The organism is Myxococcus sp. MH1, assembly GCF_059738865.1.
On the sequence record NZ_AP026947.1, the window covers coordinates 3,971,591 to 3,988,725 of the forward strand.

Genomic DNA, 17,135 nt, shown 5'->3' on the forward strand with positions numbered 1-17,135 from the left:
AGCGGACAAGTGGGACCGGGTGGGCTTGAGTGCCATTAAGTCGTTGGATTTCCTAGGTTTTCCGCTTGGCGAGCGCATTGCGCATGTCAGACGGGGCCGTAGAATCCGGCGCTCCATGGCGCGCCTCAAGAAGCAGAAAAACATCGTGACGAAGAGGAGTTACACGGCCGGGCGGGTAGTGCGACAGCTTCCTGTCGCGCCGGAACCGAACCGGCTCTTGAAGGTCTGGAGACGCGTGCTCGAACGCCGCCTCCGCACGCGTCTGCGCGCGAAGGTGGCGGTGGAGGTCCACGACAACACGCACACGATGCTGACCTTCCAACGTCAGCGAGCGATGTGGCGGCTTCGGCTGCACCACATGTTCCTGGCGGCGCCCGACGACGTGGTGCAGGCGCTCGCCAGCTTCGTGCGCAAGGGGGACCCGGAGGCGAGCGCGTTGTTGGACCGCTACATCGAGCGCAACCGCAGCTACATCCGGCGGCTGTCCCCGGCGCAGATGCGCAAGCGCATCCGGCTGGAGCCGACGGGGCGGACGCACGATCTGGAGCGCATCTTCGACCGGCTCAACGAGCGGTACTTCGGCCGGCGCATCGACGCGGCCATCACCTACGGGCCGGCGCCCCGGGTGAAGGGGCCGCGCAAGAGCATCAAGATGGGCTCCTACTCGGCGGACTCGAAGGTCATCCGCATCCACCCGGCGTTGGACCAGCCGGTGGTGCCCCGCTACTTCGTGGAGTGGATCGTCTTCCACGAGATGCTCCACCACATCTACCGGACCCGGCGGGGTGAGGACGGGCGGCGGTGCATCCATCCGCCCGAGCTCATGGAGCACGAGAAGCGCTTCCACGACTACTCGCGGGCCCAGGCCTGGGAGCAGGAGAACCTGGACCTGCTGCTGCGCGCCCGCGTCTCACCGGAGTGAGGCGCGGGGCCTCCCCGGGGCTTCAGGGGAGGATGAGTCCGCCTGGACTGCGCCGCTCCTGAGAGGGGGCGGCCTCGGCGGACGCGGTGGGCTCCCGGGCTCCGGGGGCTCGCTGGGTGGCGGTCTCGGCGCGGGCTCCCGCGGCCGCCACCAGGCCGACGACCTTCTCGAAGAGGCGCTCGGCGAAGCGGGAGAAGGGCTGGTCGGCGCCGTGGAACAGGCGCCGCGCCTCTCCCCGGGCCACGTCGGCCTCCCGGGTCCGCTCGGTGCGCTCGAAGAAGTCCGCCATCCTCCACAGTCGCAGGGCGTAGCGCCGGGCCATGTCCGGGGAGAAGAAGTCCCGCGCCACGGAGGCCACGGCGGACTGGAGCTGGTCCTGTCGCTGCACGTCGCTGAGGGCCAGGGGGCTGACGACGACTTCGTCCAGCTTCGCCAGCAGGCGCTTCACCACGGGCTCGGGCGGAAGCCACGCGGCCATCTCGGCCGTCTCGTGCAGGAGGTCGCCCTCGCGCGAGCGGCGGACATCGTCGGGCTCGGGAGCGGGGAGGGTGGTGGGCTCGAGCTGCGGCTGGACGCCGAAGTGGCGCAAGGCGACGTCCAGGCCTTCGGGGAACGGGGTGTGGGTGCGCAGGTTGAGTCCGGCGGCCTCGGCGAGCAGGGCGGCGGCCTCATCCACGGGCAGCTCCATGGTGCCCCCCTGCTCCAGGCCCTCCTTGATGACGCGGCGCCACGCGCCCCGGCCCTTCTCGCCCAACTGGAGCTGGATGACGCCGTGCTCGTCGGTGAGCAGGGCCTGCACCACCTCGATGCCGCCGCCGCGAATGGCGCGGCCCAGGACGAGGGCCCGCTCGCCCCGGCCGGTGATGATGCTGGCGAGGGCGGGGAGGGCGTCGCTCGCGGGAGCGGGGGTGGGGGACTCGGTGGGGGCGGCGCGCGGGGCCTCGGCCACCGCGACACCGCGCGAGCGCAGGCGGTACAGGGCCTTCTTGGCGAGCTTGGCCAGCGGCTTCACCGAGGAGGCGGACAGGGCTTCCGCGAGCGCGGGCTGGCCTGCGAGCACGGAGGCTTCGAGGAGGGCGGCGGCGAGGGGCTCGGGCAGGGCCTCCACCTCGGCGGGCGTGGCGACGTGGCCCTCGCGCGCGAGGGCGCGGGCGGCCTCCACCTTGTCGGCGGGGAGGTCCGGCAGGGCGGTGCCGGCGCGAAGTGCGTCCAGCAGGGAGCGAGGGTCCGAGGCGGGGGATTTCATGGGGGCCTTGTACCGCGCGCCGTGTGTCTCGGGGCATCGCCCGTGCGGGGCGCGCGACCACTGGCCCACACTCGGGACGGCGCGGGACGCGGCGCTCGGGTGCGAGTGTCGTGGTGGTGTCGACGCCCGACGCCGGCCAACGTCGGTGAGCGTCGAGCGGAGCCATGCTCTGAACGCCTCGGAAGGCGTGCTCAGCATCTGCGCACCCGCCGACTGCGGCCCGTCGAGCTGATGCGCGTGAGCGCGAGGCGGAGCCTTCTGCCACCCACCTGGGAAGCCATGCTCAGCATCTGCGCACCCGCCGACTGCGGCCCGTCGAGCTGATGAGCGCGAGCGCGAGGTGGAGCCCCCTGCCAACCAACTCGAAATCCGCGCTTCGCGCCATCGCACCTGTGGGCCGCGACCTGGTGGTGGCGCGCCTCACCTGGAGCCTCGCGCCGAACACCTCGGACCCCGCGCTCAGCGCCTGCGCACCAGCCAGCTGCGGCCCGACTGCCCGACGATGGCGAACTCCGACTGGAGCCTCGCGCCGAACACCTGCGACGGGTGGGCGCCGCGCACCACGAAGGTGTCGTACCAGGCGCCCTGCCTGTCCCAATCCACGTCCTGGGGCCGCCACTCGGAGGGGAAGGTGGGCGGCACCTCGCCGCGATACTTCAGCGGCGAGTGCGGCGTGGACGCGAACGTGAAGTTGGGCACCCCCCCGCGCTCACGCGCGAGCACCGCCGCCGAGTGGATGAACACCGGAAAGCGGACCACGCGCGAGCCCGGGTCGTAGACGAGCCCCATGACCCGGGGCTTCGACGCCGTCGCCGATACCAGCCCCTCCCACTCCGCCGCCTCGCGTGAGAACGCGCGGAAGCCCCGGCCCAGCGTGACGGCCAGCACCAACGCGCACGCCCCCGCGGCCCATCGCAGCGGCACCCGCCACGACGCCACCGTCGCCGGCGCGGTGGCCACCAGCAGCGCGGCCGCCAGGTGCGCATAGCGCGTGTTCAGGTAGTAGACGTATCCCCGGATGTCGAACGGCAGCAGGAAGTAGAGGGCCAGCGCCAGCCCGCCCAACCCCAGCAGCCGCGAGCGCGTCACCCAGCCCCGGGTGTTACCGGCCTCCGGACGCACCAGCCCCGCCACCCAACCCACGAGCGCCACCGCGCCCACCGCGTACATCGCCCACCGGTCCGAGCCATCCCGCAGGGTGTTGGCGAGCACGTCGAACAGCTCCGCGCGGTTCTGCGCGAAGCTCTTCCACCCCAGGTTCTGCGGCGAGAACGTCGGCCCCCACGCCTTCCACGGCGCCCCCGGCTGGATGTCGGGCGGCTCACCGAAGCGCAGCACCACCCAGCCGAGGAACAGCGCGACCCCGGGCACCACGCCCAGGAGCGCCGGCACCCGGGGCTTCAGCCTCGCGACGAGTCCCCGCGCCGTGGCGTCCTCCGGCACCGCCGTGGTGACGAGCAGCCAGGGCAGCCCGAAGGCGAGGAACCCGAAGGCCTGCACATGGAACAGCAGCACCGCGACCAGGCACCCGGCCAGCCACGCCGCCCAGCGTCTGCGCCGGGGCGCGTCCTCCAGCGCGCGCACGAAGAAGCCACAGCACAGCAACGTCAGCGGCAGCGCGGCGCAGTAGTTGATGAAGCCCCAGCCGAAGCTGTCTCCGTACGCGAAGGGCAGCGCGAGCAGCGACGGCCACGTGGGCCTGCCCAGCGAGCGCAGCAGGAAGCCCAGGCTCAGCGGCAGGCCCACCACGTAGGCGGTGAGGAAGACGCGGTTGGCCAAATCCAGCGGCAGCAGCCAGTTCAGCGCGCTGACCAGGTAGTAGTACCCCAGGTACGGGGTCAGGGCGTGCCGCGCCTCGAAGAGCTGCGGGTACAGCGTGCTCGGGTCATCCAGCCGGTGGAGCACCGAGATGAGGTACAGGTGCTGCGGCAGGTCCACCATGGGCAGGTGGCGGGACACCCACAGGGGCAGGGCGCCGAGCACCAGGGCCGTCACGTGAATAAAGCGAGCGTTGGAGTTCGTCACGAGAGGGGCAGGACTGTACGCGCCGCTTCCCTGCCCGGCGAGCAGCCAACAGAGACGCTCGACGTGACGCGGCGAGGTAGACAAAGGTATGGCCGTCGACCTTGGCAGTCGTTGGGGCCTGCGCTATAGGCGCCGGAGCACGGGGGGCGAGGGCCCCTCGAGGAGCGCGCACATGACACGCAACGCGACGATGATGGTTGCGGCGCTGGCCAGCGGTCTGCTGATGCTCGCGCCCCGAGCGGCGAGCGCCTGCGAGGCCCACGCCCAGGCCGCGCGAGCCAAGGCCGAGAAGGCCCAGACGCCCGCCCCGGACACGAAGGCCGCCGAGGCCCGTCCGGCCACGGGCGAGCAGGAGCGGCCGCTCGACGCGCTCGACTCGCTGATGGCCGCGAAGTGTCAGTGCGGCAGCAAGGCGGACTGCACGTGCAAGAAGGGCACGTGTGAGTGCGCCCGCTGCAAGCCCAAGCGGCAGGTGATGGACGCGCTGCGCGGCCAGCCCGCGCAGCTGAAGCTGGACGAGGCGCGCCGCACCGACGCGTCCGCCGGAATCTTCATCTGAGCGTCTCGGCGGAGGCCCTCTCCGCCTTGAGCACCAGCAGCGGCGGCAGCGCCACGCGCTCGAAGCGCACCAGCCCCGCCGCCCCGGCCGCCGCGCGCAGCGTGGCCTCGGTCCTTGGGTGGAGCCCCGCGCGACGGTGAAGCAGCCCCGACGCGGACCCCGGCGGCGCATACGTGCTCGCCACCCAGCGTCCCCCGGGCCGCAGCGCCCGCGCCACCTCCAGCATCAGCCGGCCCAGGTCCTCCACGTAGTGGAGCGAGTCCACCATCAACACCGCCCCCAGCGCTCCGTCCTGGAAGGGGAGGTAGGGCGCCTGGGCTCGCAGGAAGTCCACCGTCGCGCCCGCCTCGCGCGCCTGCGCCATGCCTTCCTCCAGCATCGCGGGGCTCACGTCCTGTCCGGCGACGGGCGGGAAGCCCGGCTCACGCGCGAGCCTGCGCGCCACCAGCCCCGTGCCGCAGCCCAGATCCAGCACCGGGCCGTCGGGCGTGCCCAGCAGGCTGCGGTAGAGCAGGTACTCGCTGTCCGCGTCGAGCGGCTGACGCAGGAGCGCGCGTTGGAGGGTGGGGCGCACGTAGCGCTCGTAGGAGCGCGCCACCCAGCGGTTCTCCAGCCCGCGCTGCAGGCCGGCGGAGGCGGGAGGCTCCAGCACCAGGTCCGCGACGCCCTCGGCCACCGGGTAGCTGGTGCGGCACTCCGGACAACGCAGCGGGCCGAAGAGCAACACCGGCGCGGGCGCCTCGGGACGCAGCGCGCCCTTGCGACAGCGGGGGCATCGAAGGAGCTGGACGAGCGCGTGCCGCACCCGGACGTCAGGCCTGGGGCGGCGGGGGGGGGACGCGCCGGTCCTCGGCCACGAGCACCGGCCAGCCCCGCGCCATCGCCTCGCGGAAGAAGGCGGCCAGCTCCCTGCGGCTGTCGTTCACCGCGCCCTGGAAGGGGTCGATGAGGGACTCCTCGCCGAGGCTGCGCGTGGCGTTGAGCTCCACCGGGGTGCCGCACCGCTCGCAGCGGATGGACACCTGGCGCACCAGCGCCACCGGCACCGCGTACCGGGCGCCGCAGTCGCCGCACTTCCACACCAGCGCGCGCTCACCGGCCTCGCGCCGCGCCAGGCCCTCCAGCTCATCCGCCAGACGCAAGAGCGCCGGCAAATCCTGGGGAGGCTGCGCGAACACCGCCGAGGCGCCGAACCCCGCCTCGGGCGCGCCCAGCTTCGGAGGCTTGTCGCCCTGCAGCAGGGCGCGCAGGCGGTCCTTCGCGCGCATGTCACGGAACTCGGCGCCTGACAGGGCGCGCTCCACCGCCTCATGGACCGGCGGCAGGTCCGGCTCGAGGCGCTCATCGACCGGCAGCGACTGGGGATGCTCCACCAGTCGGTGCGACGGAACTGCGAGAAATCGGAAGGCCACGGATGCTCCATTGCACCCTGGCCTTCCCAGCGCAAGACGCGAGTTGGCAAATGTCCGCTGTGACGACAGATTCCGCTCTATCTGGACCACTCCAGCATGAGCTGCAACGGAGCGCGGGCCGCCTCCCGCAGGTCCTCCGGCATCGTCAGCTCCGGCGTGCGCTCCTTCATGCACTTCCAGAGCTTCTCCATCGTGTTGAGCCGCATGTACGGGCACTCGTTGCACGCGCAGCCGTTGTCCGGCGGCGCGGGGATGAAGTGCTTGTGCGGCGCGCCCTTCTTCATCTGATGGAGGATGCCCGCCTCCGTCACGACGATGAACTTCTCTTTCGGGCTCTTGATGACGTGGTCGAGGATGCCCTTCGTCGAGCCGATGAAGTCCGCGTGCCGCAGCACCGGCGCCTCGCACTCCGGATGGGCCACCACCTCCGCGTCCGGGTGGAGGACCTTGAGCTCCACCAGCTTCTTTTCGCTGAAGATTTCGTGGACGATGCAGCTGCCCGGCCACAGCACCATGTCCCGCCCCGTCTGCTTCATGACGTGGCGGCCCAGGTGCTGGTCCGGCGCGAAGAGGATCTGCCGGTCGCGGGGGACCTGGTTGACGATTTTCACCGCGTTGGAGGACGTGCAGATGACGTCGCTCATCGCCTTCACCGCGGCGGAGCTGTTCACGTAGCTCACCACGAAGGCGCCCGGATGCTTCTCCTTGAAGACCTTGAAGGCCGCCGGCGGACACCGGTCCGACAGCGAACAGCCCGCCTTCAGGTCCGGCAACAGCACCTGCCGCGAGGGATTCAGGATTTTCGCGGTCTCCGCCATGAAGTGCACGCCACAGAAGACGATGACGTCCGCCTGGGTGCGCTCCGCCGCCTGCGCCAACGCGAGGCTGTCCCCGACGAAGTCCGCCACGTCCTGGACTTCGCTCTCCTGGTAGTAGTGCGCAAGAATCACAGCGTTCATGGAACGCTTGAGCTCCTCGATTTCCCGCGCGTAATCCACCTCGGTGCCCATGGCACCTCCTTGCCTGGTCGACACTTAACTCGCCCGGCGGGGTTGGGCCACATCGTCGGAAGTTGGCTGCCGGGCGGACGGATGGCCGGCGCTGGCGTTCCCTGGGTCGACTCTGCCACCGTCCCACTTCGTGCAAGCGAGGCGCATGCCCGCATCACCTGACGGCGCGGAGAGGGTAGACTGCGCGCAATCCTCCGGGTCGGCCCGGGGGAGCAGTCGCCTTGCTGTCGAGCTTGGACAAGCCACACATTCGGGGTCGAGAACACGCGATCGGCTGGTGGAGAGGGGGCGGCACCGGACCCGTGGCCGTGGGCAGGCAATGGCCCTGCCCCTTCTCCATTTGAACGCCTTTCCCGTCGAGGAGAGAGCATGAGTGTCCCCACTCAGGACGTCCTGATTGTGCATCCGAACGAGGGCCGGCGCGCCGCGCTGGCCGAGGTCCTGGGCGTCCACCGGGTTGTCGCGGTGGAGTCCCAGGTGGAAGCCACGCGGCGCATGGAGTCCACGGCGCCCACCCTCATCATCGCTCCTCCGGAGAACGCGCGGCGCTTCTTGAGACATGTCGACCGGGCCGCGCCCGAGGCCGTGCGCGTCTTCGTCTGTTCGCAGTCGGACCGCCAGGGGCTCGAGGAGCTCGTGGAGACCGCGGCCGAAGGGCATGTCTTCAATACGCTGGATGACAGCCTCACCGTGTCGGAGCTGGGCCGCCGGCTCACCAGCATCCTCCAGCACCGCTCCTCGGCCCGGGTGACGCCCGCCAGCACCCTGGCGGTGCGCTTCCGGCTCAACGGCGTGACGTACCCCGCCGGCTGCCTGGACGTGGGCAACTTCGGCGCCGCGCTGCGCGTGCCGCTCACCGCGTCCATCGGCGCGTTCATCCAGGGCACCGCGCTGGAGGACCTGGTCTTCGAGCGCCACGGCAAGACGGTGCTCCAGGTCCCGCGCGCGTTCATCCGCCACGCCCAGCAGGTCCACGCCACCCAGCAGCCCTACCTGCGCCTGGGCATCACCTGGGGCGAGGGCCTGGACGAGCCGGTGACGGCGCCGTCCTCGCGCATGCGGGACCCGGTCATCGTCCTGGCGCTCCTGCGCAAGGCGGTGCGCCGCGAGACGCCCATCTGGCTGCACTACCTCGACACCCCGTCCTCGCACTTCCGCCTGGACGCGCCCGTGGTGGAGCTTCAGGACGGACGCGCGGTGCTGCGCGGCTTCAATGATGGCGCGTTCCCCGCGGACGTGGGGGACGTGCTGCAGCTCTCCTTCGAGGTCGGCGGACAGAGCTACTCGGGCGCCACCAGCGTGCTGCGCCGGGGCGACAACGACGTGGCGCTGAGCGTGCCGCGCTCGGTGGGGCTGCAGAACCGCCGCGGCCTGCAGCGCTTCCGGCTGGGGCCCGACCACCGCTTCCTCGTCACCTTCCACGCGCCCATCAACGGCGAGCGCATCACCCGCTCGGTGTTGGATTTGAGCGGCCGCGGCTTCGCGTTCCCGTTCGACGCGTCCTGCGAGGTGCTGCCCGCCGGCTCCCAGCTGGACGTGTCGCTCCTGTTGCCGGACGGCTCGGAGGTGCCGTGCCGCGCGGAGGTCCGCTCGGTGGACGCGGTCAACACCGACAGCCGGTTCGACCGGAGCCTGCGTCCGTACCGCTGCGGCGTGCGGCTGCTCGAGGTGCCGACGAAGATTCGCGACGCCATCCATGACGCCTTCATGGCGTCGCGCAGCGGGGCCTCGCGCGACGGCGGCCAGGAGAAGCTGGCGGACATCTGGAAGATGATGGAGGAGTCCCACTACACCTTCCATCCGGACTACCCCTTCGGCGGCGAGGCGGGCTACCTGGACGCGCTGGAGCACACCCACCGGCGGCTCGCGGAGGCCAAGGACCTGGGCCGCTCCATCCTCTACGCGGACGCGGGCGCCATCATGGGCCACGTGGGCGGCTTGAGGATGCACTCGCGCTCGTGGCTGGTGCAGCACCTGGCGGTGCGGCCCGGCTACCACCGGCACGAGCAGATCGCCAACGACCTGACGGCGCTCGCGGTGGAGATGGGCGAGGCCATCGAGGACGTGGAGTTCCTGCGCTACATGTGGCGCAGCGACAACCGGTGGCCCAACCGGCTGGGCACGTGGCTGGCCCGCGTCATGGAGAACCGCGGCTTCAGCATGCTGCGCGCCTTCCACTACATGCGGCTGCCCCTGGAGCTGGCGCCCCAGGCCCCGGCGACGACGCTGACGGTGCGCGAGGGGACGCAGGCGGACCGCGCCTGGCTGGAGGCGCACCTGCGCGCCCGGGGTGAGGTGGTCCGCGTGCTGGCGGAGGACCTCCAGGCGGAGCCGGACGCGGAGGACCAGATGCGCGCGCGCTTCGCGGCCGCGGGGCTGTACCGGGACCGGCGCATGTTCGTGGTGGACGGGGAGCACGGCCCCCTGGCGCTGGCGCTGGTGGAGGAGGCCTCGCCGGGCCTGAGCTACATCGAGGTCACCAACGGCTTCTGGCTGGAGGTGGCGGACCGCTCGCATCCGCTGGCGAAGCAGGCGCTGGAGGCCCTGGTCCACCGGTGCATCGCCCACGCCCGCGCGCGGGGCCGGCCCTCGGCGGTGGGCCTGGTGGCGGACGAGGACGCGCCGCTGCTCGCGTCGATGGGCTTCGTGGGGCAGGGGCGCTTCTGTGAGTGGATCTTCCACCGCTCCATGGTCCGCCGCTGGTGTGACTTGTGGCGCTCGCTCTTCGAGCGGCTCAGCCGCCCGCGCCGCGCCTCCGCCCAGCCGTCACCCGAGGACCCTTCATGTACTTGATGGAGTCCACGGAAGAGGGACGTCGGCTGCTCGCGCAGGAAGGCGCGTCCGACAACATGCGGCCCCTCCTGGGCGCCACGGGGCTTGGCACCGGGGCGCGCGCGCTCGACGCGGGCTGCGGCCCCGGCGGCATCTCCGAGACGATGGCGGACCTGGTCGGCCCCACCGGCCACGTGACGGGCGTGGACCTCAACGAGGACCGGCTGCGCGAGGCCTCCCTGCGCAACGCCCACCGTCCCTGGCTGCGCTTCCATCAGGCGGACATCCGCCGCACCGGGCTGCCGGACGCGTCGGTGGACTACGTCTGGAGCCAGTACGTCTTCGAGTACCTGCCGGACCGGCCCGTGGCGCTCGCGGAGCTGATGCGCGTCACCCGGCCGGGCGGCAAGGTGGTGGTGTCGGACATCGACGGGCTGGGCTTCCAGAACTGGCCCTTCTCCGACGCGCTGCGTGACGGCACCCAGCGCATCGTCGACGCGCTGGCCACGAGGGGGTTCGATCTGCACGTCGGGCGCAAGCTCTTCTCGGAGTTCCGCGAGGCGGGGCTCGTGGACGTGAAGGTGCACCTGCTGCCGTTCTACCTGGTGGCCGGGGCCGCGGACGCCCGGCTGATGCGGGACTGGGAGGTGCGCTTCGCCGCGCTGGCCCCGGTGGCCGCGCCCGCCTTCGGAGGCCTGGAGCCGTACCAGGCCCACTGCCGCGACTTCCTGGCCATGTTGGCGGACCCCGCCGGACTCAAGTATGCGGTGACGCTGGTGACGGAGGGAACCCGGCCTTGAGTGACAGTGCCCCACAGCGGGAGGATGCGCAGACGCCCGACAACGCGCCCGAGGTGGGGACCCGCGCCACCTCCACGCTGCTCTTGTACTTCGAGCAGCGCTACGGCGGTGAGCGGCTGCAGCGCGCCTGGGCGCGCCACGGCTTCGGTCTGCCGCTGGAGTACATGCGCACGCCGACGAACTTCGTCTCGCTGCGCTTCCTGGAGCGCGTGGCGGCGATGCTCCAGCAGGAGTCGGGGGACCCGCAGTTCATGCGGCAGGCGGGGCTGTTCACCGCGTCGCCCCAGGCGCTCGGCTTCGTCTTCTACATGCTGCGCGCGGTCGGCTCGCCGCGCATGTGCTACCGGCAGACCATTGAGTTCTCCCCCAGCTACAACCGCGTGGGCCACTTCACCGTGGAGCGGCTGGAGCGCGAGCGGCTGGACCTGACGTACCGCAGCAGCATCGTCGAGCAGGACCGCAACATCTGCGAGCTGCGCATGGGCCAGTTCGCGTCGTTCCCCACCATCTGGGGCCTGGCGCCCGCGGAGGTGCGGGAGCTGGAGTGCCAGGTGCACGGCGCGCCCGCGTGCCGCTACCACCTGACGTGGACGGACCCTCCGTCGCTGTGGGGGCACCACCTGGGCCTGGTGCTGGGCACGGTGTGTGGCCTGGCCGCGACGGCGGTGGGGCTGGGCCACCCGGTGTTCTGCGTGGGGGCGCTCGCCACGGCGGGCTTCGCGGTGGGCGGCTGGCTGGACGGGCGGCGCGAGCTGAAGGGCAAGGACGAGGCGCTGCGCTCGCAGAACCAGGCCATCATGGGCTCGCTGTCGGAGCTGCAGCAGCGCTACGACGAGATCTTCCGCGCCAACGTGGCCCTCGAGGACCGCGTGGCCGAGCGCACCCAGGAGCTGAAGGAGGCCAACGGCAAGCTGGGTGACGCGCTGGTGCGCCAGCAGGAGCTGGACCGGCTCAAGAGCGAGTTCTTCGACAACGTCAGCCACGAGCTGCGCACGCCGCTCACGCTCATCCTGCTGACGCTCGAGTCGCTGGAGCGCCGGGGCGAGGAGAACAACCCGGAGGTGGTCATGCAGCACGTGGCCACCATGGAGCGCAGCGCGCAGCGCCTGCTTCGCCTCATCAACAACCTGCTGGACCTGGCCCAGCTCGAGTCGGGCAAGGCGCGGCTGCGCTACCAGCCCCTGGAGCTGCACGCCTTCCTGAGCACCGTGCTGCCCCCGTTCCTCGCCATGGCGGAGCGGCAGGGCGTGTGGCTGAAGCTGGAGGGCCAGACGGTGACGCCCGTGGAGGTGGACCACGAGCGCATGGACATCGTCTTCCAGAACCTGTTGTCCAACGCGCTGAAGTTCACCCAGGCCGGCGGGGTGACGGTGCGCGTGCACGAGGACGAGAAGGACGTCTGGGTGGACGTGGTGGACACCGGCCAGGGCATCTCCGCCCCGGACACGAAGGTCATCTTCGACCGCTTCGCCCAGGCGGACAACAGCGGCACCCGCCGCTTCGGCGGCACGGGCATCGGCCTGGCGCTGGTGAAGGAGACGCTGGAGCTGCACGAGGGCGGCATCCACGTGACGAGCGAGCTGGGCCAGGGCTCCACCTTCCACGTGCGCCTGCCCAAGGGGAGAGCGCACATCCGCGAGGAGCTGCGCGAGCGGCGCCGCGCGGAGATGCCGGTGCGGCGCGAGCGGCGAATCTCGGGCTCGTACCCCTCGCTGGACGCGGGCGTGCCGGACAACGGGCGCAACGCCTCCGCGCTGCCGGCCAGGGATCACGCCGGGCCGGGGCCGGACGCGCCCCGCATCCTGGTGGTGGAGGACGACGCGGAGATTCGCGGCTTCATCGCGGGGCTGCTCAAGCAGCACTACCGGGTGATGGAGGCCGTCAACGGCGAGGAGGGCCGCCAGCGCGCGCTGGCCGAGCGGCCGGAGCTCATCGTGTCGGACGTGATGATGCCGGTGCTCTCGGGGCTGCAGATGCTCGAGGCCCTGCGCTCGCATCCGCAGACGGTGGACATCCCCGTCATCCTCCTCACCGCGCGCCAGGAGGTCTCCGCGAAGGTGGAGGCCCTGGGCACGGGCGCCAACGACTACCTGGGCAAGCCCTTCAGCCCGCGCGAGCTCCTGGCGCGAATCGAGACGCAGCTGCGCCTGCGCGAGGCGGCCATCCGCTCCGCGGAGAACGAGCGGCTGGCGGCCATCGGCCTGCTCACCTCCGGCTTCGCGCACGAGGTCAGAAACCCGCTCAACGGGCTGATGAACGCGCTGACGCCGCTGAAAGAGGTGCTGGTGGCCGACACGCCGGACGCGCAGATGAGCCGCGCCATGGTGGAGGTGATGGAGGAGTGCGGCCAGCGCATCCGCCACCTCGCCGAGTCGCTGCTGTCCTTCACCCGCACCACCGACACGCCGGTGATGCTGTCCCTGGACACGCTGCTGGACTCCACGCTGGGCGTGCTCATGTGGCGCGTGCCTTCGGGCGTGACGGTGGAGCGCGCCTACGAGTGCACGCTGCCGGTGCAGGGAGACCCGGGCTCGCTCAACCAGGTGTGGCTCAACCTGCTGGACAACGCGCTGCGCGCGGTGGGCGAGCACGGCCGGGTGCGCGTGGCCACCTCCTGCCAGGGGGACGAGGCCGTCGTCACCATCAGCGACAACGGCGTGGGCATCCGCCAGGAGGACATGGAGCGGCTGTTCCAGCCCTTCTTCTCCACCCGTGCCGCGGGGGAGGGCACGGGGCTGGGGCTGGCCCTGAGCCGGCGCATCGTCGTGCGCCACGGCGGCCGCATCCACTTGAGCAGCGCGCCGGGCAAGGGCACCCAGGTGGAGGTGCGACTGCCCCTGCGTCCGCCGGGGCGCTCCTCGTCGAACGGCGGCGCCGAGGGACAGTCCGAGCCCCGCGTGGGCCGGCTGGGCTGATCCCCTTCACGGGCGGAGGCTCGACTCGGCGCGGCGTGACGTCCGGAGGGCGGGGCGGGGGGCGGGGGAATTCTCGGCCGTCCCCGTTGTCCACTCACGCACGGCTGTCGTTGGGTCTGCTACAGTCAAGTGCTCTTTACGTCACACCCCCATCCACCCACCGAAGGAAACCTCGGCATGCAAGGAACCGTAGCCGCGGGCGCTGCCCGTCAGGGGCACCCGCGAGGGTTGTACCTCCTGTTCTTCACCGAAATGTGGGAGCGCATGTCGTATTACGGCATGCGCGGCCTGCTCGTCCTATTCCTCACGAGCCAGGTCAACGGGGGCTTCGGGTGGACCAAGAGCGAAGCGCTCAGCCTCTACGGAACGTACACCGGCCTGGTGTACCTGACGCCCATCGTCGGCGGCTTCATCGCGGACCGCTTCATGGGGCAGCGCCGGGCGGTGGTGCTCGGTGGCGTGTTGATGATGATAGGCCACCTGGTCCTCGCGCTCCCCAGCGTGATGATGTTCTACGTGGGCCTGGGCTTCCTCATCATCGGCAACGGCTTCTTCAAGCCGAACATCTCCACCATGGTGGGCGGGCTGTACGCGCCGGGTGACGGCCGTCGGGATGGTGCCTTCACCATCTTCTACATGGGCATCAACCTGGGCGCGATGCTCGGCAACTTCATCTGCGGCACGCTGGGTGAGAAGGTCGGCTGGCACTGGGGCTTCGGCTCCGCGGGCGTGGGCATGTTCCTGGGCCTCATCGCCTTCCTCGCGCTGCAGAAGAAGCTGCTGGGCGACGTGGGCCTGGCGCCCGTGAAGCCCACGCCGCAGGCGCAGGCGGCGCAGGGCGGCGGGGAGAAGAAGGGCTTCAGCCGCGATGAAATCGACCGCATCATCGTCATCTTCATCATCGCCCTCTTCGTCGTCGCCTTCTGGGCGGGCTTCGAGCAGGCCGGCGGTCTGATGAACCTCTACACGAACGAGAAGGTGGACCGTCACCTGTTCGGCGCCGAGGTCCCCACCACCTGGTTCCAGAACTTCAACTCGCTCTTCATCGTCGCGCTGGCGCCGGTGTTCGCGGGGCTGTGGGGGTGGCTGGCCGCGCGCGGCAAGGACCCGAGCATCCCGGTGAAGATGGGCATGGGGCTGGTGTTCCTCTCCGTCGGCTTCGTCTTCATGCTGGGCGCCTCCAACCAGAGCGCGGACGCAGGCAAGGCGGCCGCGTACTGGGTCATCCTGGCGTACCTGTTCCACACCATGGGCGAGCTGTGCCTGTCCCCGGTGGGCCTCTCCATGGTGACCAAGGTCGCGCCCCAGCGCATCGTCTCCGCGATGATGGGCGTGTGGTTCCTGGCGAACGCGGCGGCCAACAAGCTGTCCGGCGTCATCGGCGGCTACTCGGAGAAGCTGGGCGAGTTCGACGTGTTCCTCTACATCTCCATCGGCACGGGCATCGCCGGCCTCATCCTCCTGGTCGTCTCGCCGGTGCTGAAGAAGATGATGCACGGCACCGACGAGGTGAAGCCCGCCTCCGCCACCCACGAGCAGGCCCAGGGCGGCTCCTCGGTGGCCGCGGCCTGAGTCCGGAAACGACGAGGGGCGCGCCTCCCTGGAAAGGAGAAGCGCGCCCCTTGGCTTCGACGATGCACCCGACGCCGGAGCGCCTCTCAGGTGGAGGGCTCCGGCGTCGCTGTTCTTCTCAGGCCGACTTCGCCGTGATTCCCGCCGCGCTGCGCTCCTCGGTGGGGAGCGGCGCGGACGTCTGGTACCAGTCGCGCACCACGTAGCGGCGGGCCACCAGCGCCATGCCCACGGCGGCGACCAGGGCCATGCCCGCGTAGAAGAAGAACTGGCCGGAGCCGGAGAAGACGTTGAGCGCCGCGGCGATGGCCACCGCCACGTTGGCCAGCGTGTTCGTCACCAGCCACACGCTCTGGATGGTGCCCTTCATCTGCCGGGGCGCCTGCGTGTACGCGAACTCCAGGCCCGTGGTGGACATCAGGATTTCGCCGAGCGTCAGCACCACGTACGGCAGAATCTGCCACGCGATGTTCAGCGTCGTGCCGCCCTCCATCGCCACCTGGAAGAAGCCGGCGATGATGAACGACACCGCCCCGAAGACGAGCCCCAGCGGCATGCGCCGCAGCGGCGTCAGCTCCCACCCCGAGCGCTGGAACAGCGGGTACACCACCGCCGTCAGGAAGGGGATGAGCAGCATCACCAGCATGGGGTTGACGAACTGCATCTGGCTGGGCTGGAACTCGTACCCGGCCACGTTCAGGTCCATGGAGCGCGCCTGCACCACCCACGTGGACGCCTTCTGGTCGAACAGCATCCAGAAGAAGGGCACGAAGGGCAGCATCAGCCCGCTCACCCGGAACACCGCCTTGGCGCCCTCCACGGCCTCGTCGGGGTGCGTGGACTTGGCGCCGTCCAGCCAGTGGCCGCCCTGGCCCCGGTTCTTCAGCGCGCTGCTCACCACCTTGAGGAACGAGTGCGGGTTGGCCCCCGTCGGCGGCACCATCACGTAGTGGCGCCGGCCCGCCCAGAAGATGACCGTCGCGATGAACATCAGCACGCCCGGGATTCCGAAGGCGACCGACGGGCCGAAGTTCTTGAGCAACAGCGGGATGAACAGCGACGCGAAGAACGAGCCGAAGTTGATGGTCCAGTAGAAGATGGCGAAGAGCTTCTTCACCAGGTGGCTGTTGGACTCGTTGAACTGATCTCCCGCCATCGCCGCGACGCACGGCTTGATGCCGCCGCTGCCCACGGCGATCAGCGCCAGGCCCGTGTAGAAGCCCGTGGCGTTGTTCTCGAAGACGGCCAGCAGCGCGTGGCCGATGCAGTAGACGATGCTCAGCCAGAGGATGGTGCGGTACTTCCCGAAGAAGCGGTCCGCCAGGTACCCACCGATGAGCGGGAAGAAGTACACCCCCGCCATGAAGGTGTGCATCAGGCTCTTGCCCTGGGCCTCGCGCAGCCCCGTGTCGGGCACCGCGTTGCGCAGCAGGTAGTCGATGAGGAACACCGTGAGGATGTTCCGCATCCCGTAGAAGCTGAAGCGCTCACACGCCTCGTTGCCGATGATGAAGGGTATCTGCGGCGGGAACTTGTTGTTCTGCGGTACCGCGGGACTCTCAGCCATGAGTCGGGGTGCTCCCTGGTGGCGAAAGGTGGGGGCGCCTGGAAGGCAAGGGGCCCAACCCTACCCAACGCGCGCGCCGGACTCCACCGAAGGCCCGCGTCCCACGTCACTCCGCCACCCCGAGCGGCCCCTCCCCACACGGTGGGGCGGCCTTGGCGCGGGCTGCCTGCCTTGCCCTGCCGCGATGCGGCGTGCGTCGCGTGCCCCGCGCCCGCGGCGCAGTCGCACCGGAATTCTCCTGCGAGCTTGCCCCGCGCGTTCCGATGCGAGTGCGTGTTGATCGATGCAGCTTAAGCGGGCTGGGCCTGTTTGACAGGAATTGATGAGGCCCTATC

Annotated in this window: 12 protein-coding genes; 6 read left to right on the forward strand and 6 right to left on the reverse strand. The window is 70.7% G+C overall.

What is annotated here, in order from left to right; translation table 11 throughout:
- Window positions 1-115: 115 nt before the first annotated feature.
- The gene (locus AC6JA9_RS15925; RefSeq protein WP_141332795.1) at window positions 116-922 is read left to right on the forward strand and encodes a hypothetical protein; all 807 of its coding nucleotides are present in this window, start codon (window positions 116-118) and stop codon (window positions 920-922) included.
- A 22-nt stretch (window positions 923-944) separates the two neighbouring features.
- On the opposite strand, the gene AC6JA9_RS15930 is transcribed toward AC6JA9_RS15925, so the two are convergent.
- Together AC6JA9_RS15930 and AC6JA9_RS15935 are read right to left on the reverse strand one after the other, a co-directional pair.
- Entirely contained in the window at window positions 945-2,168 is a 1,224-nt protein-coding gene (locus tag AC6JA9_RS15930; RefSeq protein WP_223746718.1) for a hypothetical protein, read from the reverse strand.
- 459 nt (window positions 2,169-2,627) lie between these two features.
- Window positions 2,628-4,163: a hypothetical protein gene (locus AC6JA9_RS15935; RefSeq protein WP_497960054.1), complete on the reverse strand. Its 1,536-nt coding sequence runs from the start codon at window positions 4,161-4,163 to the stop codon at window positions 2,628-2,630.
- A gap of 202 nt (window positions 4,164-4,365) precedes the next feature.
- Between AC6JA9_RS15935 and AC6JA9_RS15940 the strand changes: the two genes are divergently transcribed.
- The gene (locus AC6JA9_RS15940) at window positions 4,366-4,752 is read left to right on the forward strand and encodes a metallothionein (RefSeq protein WP_497960055.1); all 387 of its coding nucleotides are present in this window, start codon (window positions 4,366-4,368) and stop codon (window positions 4,750-4,752) included.
- On the opposite strand, the gene AC6JA9_RS15945 is transcribed toward AC6JA9_RS15940, so the two are convergent.
- From AC6JA9_RS15945 to nadA, 3 genes are all read right to left on the reverse strand, one after another.
- Window positions 4,745-5,557: a class I SAM-dependent methyltransferase gene (locus AC6JA9_RS15945; protein WP_223746721.1), complete on the reverse strand. Its 813-nt coding sequence runs from the start codon at window positions 5,555-5,557 to the stop codon at window positions 4,745-4,747. The two genes, AC6JA9_RS15940 and AC6JA9_RS15945, sit on opposite strands and share 8 nt — an antisense overlap.
- A 7-nt stretch (window positions 5,558-5,564) precedes the next feature.
- Window positions 5,565-6,164: a zinc ribbon domain-containing protein gene (locus AC6JA9_RS15950; RefSeq protein WP_408890871.1), complete on the reverse strand. Its 600-nt coding sequence runs from the start codon at window positions 6,162-6,164 to the stop codon at window positions 5,565-5,567.
- A 77-nt stretch (window positions 6,165-6,241) separates the two neighbouring features.
- On the reverse strand, window positions 6,242-7,174 hold the full coding sequence (nadA, locus tag AC6JA9_RS15955; RefSeq protein WP_046712852.1) for a quinolinate synthase NadA: 933 nt from the start codon (window positions 7,172-7,174) through the stop codon (window positions 6,242-6,244).
- A 369-nt stretch (window positions 7,175-7,543) separates the two neighbouring features.
- On the opposite strand from nadA, the gene AC6JA9_RS15960 reads away from it, so the two are divergent.
- From AC6JA9_RS15960 to AC6JA9_RS15975, 4 genes are all read left to right on the forward strand, one after another.
- Window positions 7,544-9,967: a PilZ domain-containing protein gene (locus AC6JA9_RS15960; protein ID WP_223746722.1), complete on the forward strand. Its 2,424-nt coding sequence runs from the start codon at window positions 7,544-7,546 to the stop codon at window positions 9,965-9,967.
- Complete coding sequence (locus AC6JA9_RS15965; RefSeq protein WP_497960056.1) at window positions 9,958-10,746, forward strand: methyltransferase domain-containing protein; 789 nt, start codon at window positions 9,958-9,960, stop codon at window positions 10,744-10,746. The genes AC6JA9_RS15960 and AC6JA9_RS15965 overlap by 10 nt, the downstream gene beginning before the upstream one ends.
- Complete coding sequence (locus tag AC6JA9_RS15970; protein ID WP_255665651.1) at window positions 10,743-13,661, forward strand: ATP-binding protein; 2,919 nt, start codon at window positions 10,743-10,745, stop codon at window positions 13,659-13,661. Before AC6JA9_RS15965 ends, AC6JA9_RS15970 begins: the two co-directional genes overlap by 4 nt.
- Window positions 13,662-13,838: 177 nt before the next feature.
- On the forward strand, window positions 13,839-15,233 hold the full coding sequence (locus tag AC6JA9_RS15975; protein ID WP_223746723.1) for a peptide MFS transporter: 1,395 nt from the start codon (window positions 13,839-13,841) through the stop codon (window positions 15,231-15,233).
- A 118-nt stretch (window positions 15,234-15,351) separates the two neighbouring features.
- Here the strand turns inward: AC6JA9_RS15975 and AC6JA9_RS15980 are convergent, their stop codons facing one another.
- Entirely contained in the window at window positions 15,352-16,800 is a 1,449-nt protein-coding gene (locus tag AC6JA9_RS15980) for a POT family MFS transporter (RefSeq protein ID WP_223746724.1), read from the reverse strand.
- Between the last annotated feature and the right edge of the window lie 335 nt (window positions 16,801-17,135).

What these genes read in the sequence shown, in the direction of transcription:
- AC6JA9_RS15930 (WP_223746718.1), bottom strand. Translation starts at nt 2,168, where the DNA reads ATGAAATCCCCCGCCTCGGACCCTCGCTCCCTGCTGGACGCACTTCGC.
- nadA (WP_046712852.1), bottom strand. Translation starts at nt 7,174, where the DNA reads ATGGGCACCGAGGTGGATTACGCGCGGGAAATCGAGGAGCTCAAGCGT.
- AC6JA9_RS15980 (WP_223746724.1), bottom strand. Translation starts at nt 16,800, where the DNA reads ATGGCTGAGAGTCCCGCGGTACCGCAGAACAACAAGTTCCCGCCGCAG.
- AC6JA9_RS15960 (WP_223746722.1), top strand. Translation starts at nt 7,544, where the DNA reads ATGAGTGTCCCCACTCAGGACGTCCTGATTGTGCATCCGAACGAGGGC.
- AC6JA9_RS15925 (WP_141332795.1), top strand. Translation starts at nt 116, where the DNA reads ATGGCGCGCCTCAAGAAGCAGAAAAACATCGTGACGAAGAGGAGTTAC.
- AC6JA9_RS15965 (WP_497960056.1), top strand. Translation starts at nt 9,958, where the DNA reads ATGTACTTGATGGAGTCCACGGAAGAGGGACGTCGGCTGCTCGCGCAG.
- AC6JA9_RS15975 (WP_223746723.1), top strand. Translation starts at nt 13,839, where the DNA reads ATGCAAGGAACCGTAGCCGCGGGCGCTGCCCGTCAGGGGCACCCGCGA.
- AC6JA9_RS15940 (WP_497960055.1), top strand. Translation starts at nt 4,366, where the DNA reads ATGACACGCAACGCGACGATGATGGTTGCGGCGCTGGCCAGCGGTCTG.